The sequence below is a fragment of the Sporosarcina sp. 179-K 3D1 HS genome (assembly GCF_047228905.1).
Taxonomy (GTDB): domain Bacteria; phylum Bacillota; class Bacilli; order Bacillales_A; family Planococcaceae; genus Sporosarcina.
Genome location: NZ_JBFEGI010000012.1, coordinates 114,628 through 121,853 on the forward strand (window position 1 = coordinate 114,628; position 7,226 = coordinate 121,853).

Genomic DNA, 7,226 nt, shown 5'->3' on the forward strand with positions numbered 1-7,226 from the left:
ATTCCTCTTCCCCTAAACCTCAATCAGTAGGAACCTTCTTAAGTGTTATTTTAATTCTTTCGACACGCCCCGGTTTTTCCCCTTTATATTAAAATGTCATTCCCTAGTACATTACAGTCATTTAACTTCCGCACAGTATTTTTTGCTTTTGCTAAATAAAAAAAGCACACATTCAAATGAATGGTACTCTTGTTGATAAATCGATTTTCATTTAGAGTATGGCATGTTTCGGTTTCTTCCAAATTAGTGCCAAAATGGTGCCTAGCAGCAGGACAAACGCTGCAAAATAGTAAGGGTAATTCAAATTTATGTCGAATAGTATGCCCCCAATAATCGGTCCGAAAATATTGCCAATGCTTGTAAAGGTCGAGTTCATGCCGCCGACGAAACCTTGTTCATTGCCGGCAATTTTAGATAGGTACGATGTGATAGCCGGACGTATCAAGTCAAAACCGACAAATAGAACGAATATCGTCAGTAAAATGGGGATATAGGAACTCACCACGGTCATCAACAGGACAAGAACCGTAGAAATAGCTAAGGAGATGCGAATAAGATTGATCTCTCCCATCCATTTAGTCAAACGGTCGAATAATGCAACTTGGGCAACCGCCCCGACAATCGCGCTGCCAGTGATGACGATGGCAATGTCCTTTGGCGTGAAACCAAATTTATGATCAACAAATAAGCTGAATAACGACTCAAAGGCAGCAAGTCCAAACGACAATACAAAGATAAGGATGAAAGCTATAAAATACATAGGAATGAAAATACGACGAAGCCCAGTCATCTGTCCAGGTATCGGTGTTTCTTCAGCCGCACGTTCCGGTTCTTTTAATAGGACAATAGAAAGTATAGCCGCTAGCACCCCGAGTACACCCGCCGTGTAAAAGGGGACCCTGGTACCGATTTCGGCTAAGAATCCGCCTAACCCGGGACCTATGATGAAGCCGGTGCTAATGGCGGCCGACATATAGCCAAGTGCTTTCGATCTGCTCACAGCCGTCGTGATGTCTGCGATGAAAGCTGTCACTGCAGGCATGATAAAAGCCGCACTAATCCCGCCTAACATCCGCGAAACAAAGAGGACCCCTACCGTCTGACCCATCCCAAATAAAAACTCTGAAAAGCCGAATACGAACAAGCCGATTACAATCATGATTTTCCGTCCGTATTTGTCTACCCACCGGCCGGCAATTGGCGAGAAAATCAGTTGTGTAATCGCAAATGCGGCGACCATATACCCTACGACCGATCCGCTGATCTGCAGCTCATTCATAATAGTGGGCAACACCGGAATGACAAGCCCTATACCCAAAAAGGCTATAAATAAATTGAGTAATAGGATGGCTAATACGCCTTTTTTATTTTCCATACGCAATACCTCTGATTTACTGCAAGATGACCGTGCCAAAAGGAATAGGATTCCCCGTCCTTTTGAAGATTATAGCACCTTTTTATGGAAAGTGTAATTCTACCCGCTCGTTTCGAAAAGAGCGAATACAGTTAAATCAATTTTTCTTGATTCATTGCTTGCATTCATCCAGTAACTCCCATATAATTAAGACATCAAAAAAATTTGATATAGGGGAGCAGGTAAAAATGGAAACGTTGACGCTACAGTTTCAACAATATGAGAAAAAGTTTAAAGCATTGGCGGATCAACAACGTTTGGAAATTATGTATGAACTTTGCCAAAAAGGAAAAACATGTGTATGTGATTTGACAGAAGTATTTACAATGAGCCAATCCAAACTATCGTATCACTTAAAGATTTTATTGGATGCAGGCTTAATTACAAAAGAAACAAAAGGTACATGGAATTACTATGATCTGAATGATGTAGAAGTGAACAAACTGCTATCAGAACAATTATGTTGCATCTTTAGAAAATCAGGAAAAGGAACCTGTTAATAATTTTCTACTATACATCAAGTTTTTTTGATTTAATAAACTATATGGGAGGATTTATTGATGAAATACGTACATGTGGGAGTTAATGTAACAAATGTAGAGGAATCCGTTGCATTTTACCAAAAGGTATTTGGTGTATCACCAGTTAAAGTAAAAGCTGATTATGCCAAGTTTTTGTTGGAAAACCCCGGGCTTAATTTTACATTAAATGTTCAAGATAAAGTAAATGGGAATCAGGTAAATCATTTTGGGTTTCAAGTTGAAACAAGCGAAGAAATAACAGTTCATAGAGAAAGATTAAAAAAAGAAGGATTCTTTTCCCGTGATGAGATGAATACTACATGTTGTTATGCCGTACAAGATAAATTTTGGGTAACTGACCCGGACGGCAATGAGTGGGAATTCTTTTATACAAAAGCGGATAGTGAGGTTCATAAAGAATAAATCGTTCATCTAGTTCTGACTCCAGATTAAGCTCCACGCTTAATCTGGAGTTGTTTGTGTTCGTCAGTACGGTTATTTTTCCTGAATATACTTTTCACCAAGGAGACTATTTACTTCATAAGCATCTTGCGGTAACTGTTTCTGTAGGAATGCGTCCAACTCATTTTTTTCAATGGAATAATATTCTTCAATTTCACGCGAAAATAATAATTTTTCCCGCTGAAGCAATTGGTCTAAACCGGGAAGTTGTTTCGGCTGTAGCGTTTCGCCCGGCACTAATTGTTGGAGTGCATTCACGTAGTCCTCCAAAGTCCGCGCACCAACGATTCGAACGCCTTTTTGTTCTTCATTCATCATGACGATTGTTGGGAATCCGCGTACTCCCAATTGTCGAACGAGCTGAAAATCTTCATGCAGCGAAGTGTCCGCTTCCGATAGTTTTGATTGCTTGACGATTGCTTGACCATCAAACCCGATTTGATTAACAAGAGCGATTAAAACTTCGTCTTGCGCAATGTTTTTATTAAAAGCGAAAAGTTCTTCTCGTGCTCGGCGTAAAAATGTATTGGCTAGCTCTGGATTCTTCTCTTGAATCACCTTATATACTCTGGAAGGGATGAAAGACGATGCAATGGGGTTATCATACCAGAGAGTCCCATCGATTGGCATTCGTGAGTGTTCACCAACTTCTCGCCAATGACCCGCCACGTCTTGAGGTCCAGAGATTCCGTTTGCAGGATCAACAGGACCATCCCCCCATTTTTCAAGCAATCCTCCCATAAGCGTACGCATATTAAAATAGTGCCCATACTGATCGACAAATTTTCGAAGGACCGGTTCCAATGCCCAGCAATGCGAACAGATCGGATCCGTTACATAATACAGTTCAACCGTTTTCTTCGGTGCTGAGAAATCGATGAATTCCATTGTAGCCGTATCTTCCCCACCTGGCCCACACAGACCAGTTTCCAGATTACAAATCATGTTATTTTTCGTCTCCATTTTCCATTCCCCCTCATTATTTTGGATCAATTCCATCAAGCTCAATATGTTGCTGCGCCCATTCATGAACGGGCTGTAAGGCGATTGCCAATTGTTGTCCTTTATCGGACAGATGATATGAAATCGTGACGGGAGTTCCTTCTGTCACTTTTTTTTCAATCAATCCGAATTCCGCAAGTTCGGTCAACTTCAACGAAAGCGACCGAGGAGTAATATCAGGTAAATCGCGCTTCATCTGAGAAAAGTGGGCCGTAAAATCAGGGCAATTCGACAAATAGTGAATAATAAGCCCGTTCCAACGTCTACCTAAAATCTCAAAGCATGATTCTAAATATGGGCATACTTTAATCAGAATCACCTCCAACTATTATATTAAGTATATACAGATATAAAAAGTATATCAAGTATAAATATTATACTTATGAAAAAACAGTAAAAAAAGCTGCCGATAGTAGGCAGCGGAAATATTTCATCTTTCTCTGTATGCTTTTTGCAACTCGGCAAGATCAAGTTTTTTCATGGTAAGCACTGCCTGATTCACTCGCGCAAGTTGGTCTGGTGTGCTATTGCTCATTATGTCGTCCATTTCTCTCGGCACAATTTGCCACGATAATCCAAACTTATCTTTTAGCCAGCCGCATTGCTCGGCCTCTGGAACTGCAGACAATTTGTCCCAGTAGTCATCTATCTCGTCTTGTGTGTCGCAATATACCATAAATGATATAGCCTCATTGAAACTGAATTGATGATCTTCCGCGCTGTCCATTGCGGCAAACCAGTGATTTTCAAGCCTGAAATCAGTAAACATGACCGTCCCTTCTTTGTTAGGCTCCATGCCTCGGGGGTAGCGGGCAATGAGGCCCTGCTCAGAGTCCTTAAATACAGATACATAAAAATGAATCGCCTCTTCCGCTTTGCCACATTGATCACCGACAAACAGCAGCGAGGGTACTATCGGAGGTCGCTCTTCCCCTTCCGGATTGGTCAAGATTAGCTGCCACGACAAACCATACTTATCTTGAATCAAACCATACTTCTCACTAAACGGATACTGATCAAGCGGCATTAACACGGTGCCACCTTCGGACAATTTGCTCCAAACCTCATTCAGTTTTGCACTCGCGTCTTTTTCTCGTGATGGATCAAAATTAACGAAGAAAGACACCGACGGATTGAATTGGAAATAAGGTCCGCCGTTAATGGCCATGAACTTCTGTCCCCACAGTTCTAACGAGACTAGATCGGCATCCCCGGACGGTGTGTCGTGGAGTGTTGTTACATTTGTAACTCTGGAGTCCGGGAAAATGGAAGCATAAAACGCGGCTGCCTCATTCGCCTCCTTGTTAAACCATAAATGCGGAACGATATTTTGAATTGTTTTAGACATTGCTGCTTTCCTCCCCAATTTATAACTTGTATTAAATCCTTTTTTCCCCCCTTCTTTAAGCATTAGGAATCCCACTAATCACCACTCTATTCATTAAACTAACCATTCACCAAATTGTTTGCAATTAAAAAATTCCAGGGCACCGTCATGGAGACCGCTTTCCAGTGGGGCTTTAACAATGCTGCCCATTTAGCCGGATCTTCAAGCAACGTTTTGGTGTGAGCCCGGCTGAATACCGTGCCACAGCTTTAAATAAGAATAAAGAAGAGAAGTGATATCGTTTGTTTGCCCTTACAACTATGCCAAAAAAACCGTCCTCTTGATGATGAAGACGGTTTCTTTCCTAACATCCTTATTTCACATATGCCTCTGTAGTTGTAACTGTTGCATACATACCATTCAATGCTGCCATAAACGCGTAATGCACATGTTCGGCAGGGATGACTTTATCTTCGATTTGTAGAGTGGTTGTTGCACACGCATCTTCAATCACTTGGCATGCATAACCGTGTTCAACAGCTGAACGTACTGTTGCATCAATACACATATGCGACATCATGCCACAAACGACCAACTCTTTAATCCCTTGTTCTTGTAGCTTTTCATGTAAGTTTGTATTGAAAAAGCTGTTCGGCATATGTTTTACAATTACTACTTCGCTTTCTAGCGGGCGTACTGAAGCGTGAATTTCCGCTCCTTCTGTATTTGGATGGAAAAAAGGAACTATTTCTCCTTCTGTAATATGCTGTATATGGAAAATCGGCGCTCCCGTTTGTCTGAAATGTGCTAGTAGCGTTGCTGCATTATCAGCTGCTTGCTCGGGATTGGTCAAAGCCATCTTCCCATTTGGAAAATAATCATTTTGAATATCAACCACCAATAAAGCTGTTGTCATTTCCTTCACCTCTTCAAATTTTGTATAGTATAATCATAAACAGAAATGATTGAATTTTCGATAGCCTCATGAAATACTATTACTGAAAACTATTTCACCGTGAAAGGAATTACTATGCAAATCGATGATATTGATTTTCAAATATTACATCTGTTAAATGAAAATGCCCGTATTCAATGGAAGGAAATCGGCGAAAAGATACATATGACAGGACAAGCTGTTGGCAATCGTATTAAAAAAATGGAGGATTTCGGCATCATTCAAGCGTATTCTATCGTGATTGATGAATTGAAGGTCGGGCTTCCTTATACAGCTTTTGTCATCTTTTTTATGAATTCTCATACGCATGATGAGCTTTTGAAATTTATTGATAGGCGTGGTGAAATTACCGAAGCGCATCGTGTTTCGGGAGATGCCTGTTATCTTCTAAAGGTAACAGTTAGTTCACAAGATGCTTTAAACAATTTTTTGAATGATTTATTGAAATATGGAAACTATCAGCTTTATTTGTCTATCAAGGATGTGAAAAAACGTTCTAATGCTATTAGCATCTAACGTATAATGTTTTTCTAAGTAACAATACAAAAATGCCATTCAGGAGCCCCCTGAATGGCATTTATTTATTTTTCTAGAGTTTTCATTAAACCAATACTGCAGATATCTCTTTCGCAACAGCTTCTACTTTTGTTAAACCTTCTGCGATAATCGCTTCTGCTTGATCTGGTGCAGCCGCATGACCTTCAATAATGACTTCGTGCATGATTTCCATTCCAAATACACCGCCAACAACATTTTTAATATAGTTAGCGGCCATTTCCATTGGCGCTGCTTCCGTTGTAGAGTAAACGCCGCCACGCGCACTTAGAATAACGGCTTTTTTGTCAGTCATTAATTGGACGGCTTGTCCATTTTCATCATATTTGAATGTGAAACCAGCTTGGTACACATAATCAATGAATGTTTGTAGTCTAGCCGGGATGGTTAGGTTCCATAATGGGAAGGCGAATACAACGATATCTGCTGCTGTCAAAGCATCCATTGCTTTTTGTTTTGCAGCTAAAAGACGCTGTTCGATATCTGTCATCTCTTCGCCCGATTGTACTTTACCAAAAGCGTCGAATAATTCTTGTCCGATATATGGCATATCTTCTGCAAATACATCGAAAGTCGTTACATTAACACCTTCAATTGTATTCATGAAAGTTTCATACATTTTACTTGATACCGCTTCTGAAGCAGGACGATTATTGGCTTTTACTACTAATATGTTCATTGTAAATCTCCTTTAGATTTCTTTACTGTAATTATCTCGAATTCATACTATATGAATTCAATACAAGTATCAACTCATAAGTTCCATTTCTTTTTCGTCACCTATCGATTTCCCACTTAAACCGTTATATGAAGGATTAGACTGTAGTTTCTTCATATTAAAGTATTATTTAATTGATGTTTTAAGCGCTAATCTTTTTATCAGTTTATCTCTTTTGCAGATCCGAAAAGCTTATGTAACTGCTAAACTAAAATGGACAGTTTTTGCTCGATAGAACTGAACAGTTTCCAGCCACAATCCCTCCTACCAGT

9 protein-coding genes are annotated in these 7,226 nt (G+C 40.0%); 3 read left to right on the forward strand and 6 right to left on the reverse strand.

Going from position 1 to position 7,226, the window contains the following annotated elements; genetic code table 11:
- Positions 1-211 precede the first annotated feature (211 nt).
- Entirely contained in the window at positions 212-1,375 is a 1,164-nt protein-coding gene (norA, locus tag AB1K83_RS14930) for a multidrug efflux MFS transporter NorA (protein ID WP_413059008.1), read from the reverse strand.
- Between the two features lie 227 nt (positions 1,376-1,602).
- Here norA and arsR point away from each other — a divergent pair, with 227 nt between their 5' ends.
- The gene (gene arsR / locus AB1K83_RS14935; protein ID WP_413059009.1) at positions 1,603-1,914 is read left to right on the forward strand and encodes an arsenical resistance operon transcriptional regulator ArsR; all 312 of its coding nucleotides are present in this window, start codon (positions 1,603-1,605) and stop codon (positions 1,912-1,914) included.
- 60 nt (positions 1,915-1,974) lie between these two features.
- Positions 1,975-2,358 carry an ArsI/CadI family heavy metal resistance metalloenzyme gene (locus tag AB1K83_RS14940; protein WP_413059010.1) on the forward strand — a complete coding sequence of 128 codons (384 nt, stop codon included), beginning with the start codon at positions 1,975-1,977 and terminating at the stop codon, positions 2,356-2,358.
- A gap of 72 nt (positions 2,359-2,430) precedes the next feature.
- Here AB1K83_RS14940 and AB1K83_RS14945 read toward each other — a convergent pair whose 3' ends face one another.
- The 4 genes from AB1K83_RS14945 to AB1K83_RS14960 form a co-directional block, all read right to left on the reverse strand.
- Positions 2,431-3,360 (reverse strand): DsbA family protein, encoded by a 930-nt coding sequence (locus AB1K83_RS14945; RefSeq protein ID WP_413059011.1) that lies wholly within the window; start codon positions 3,358-3,360, stop codon positions 2,431-2,433.
- A 16-nt stretch (positions 3,361-3,376) separates the two neighbouring features.
- Complete coding sequence (locus tag AB1K83_RS14950; RefSeq protein ID WP_413059022.1) at positions 3,377-3,709, reverse strand: winged helix-turn-helix transcriptional regulator; 333 nt, start codon at positions 3,707-3,709, stop codon at positions 3,377-3,379.
- Between the two features lie 120 nt (positions 3,710-3,829).
- Positions 3,830-4,747: a VOC family protein gene (locus AB1K83_RS14955; protein WP_413059023.1), complete on the reverse strand. Its 918-nt coding sequence runs from the start codon at positions 4,745-4,747 to the stop codon at positions 3,830-3,832.
- Positions 4,748-5,099: 352 nt separating this feature from the next.
- The gene (locus tag AB1K83_RS14960) at positions 5,100-5,642 is read right to left on the reverse strand and encodes a cysteine hydrolase family protein (protein WP_413059012.1); all 543 of its coding nucleotides are present in this window, start codon (positions 5,640-5,642) and stop codon (positions 5,100-5,102) included.
- 114 nt (positions 5,643-5,756) lie between these two features.
- Between AB1K83_RS14960 and AB1K83_RS14965 the strand changes: the two genes are divergently transcribed.
- A complete protein-coding gene (locus AB1K83_RS14965) occupies positions 5,757-6,197 on the forward strand; it encodes an Lrp/AsnC family transcriptional regulator (RefSeq protein WP_413059013.1) in 441 nt (146 codons plus the stop codon).
- A gap of 85 nt (positions 6,198-6,282) precedes the next feature.
- Here AB1K83_RS14965 and AB1K83_RS14970 read toward each other — a convergent pair whose 3' ends face one another.
- Positions 6,283-6,915 carry an FMN-dependent NADH-azoreductase gene (locus AB1K83_RS14970; protein WP_413059014.1) on the reverse strand — a complete coding sequence of 211 codons (633 nt, stop codon included), beginning with the start codon at positions 6,913-6,915 and terminating at the stop codon, positions 6,283-6,285.
- Positions 6,916-7,226 lie beyond the last annotated feature (311 nt).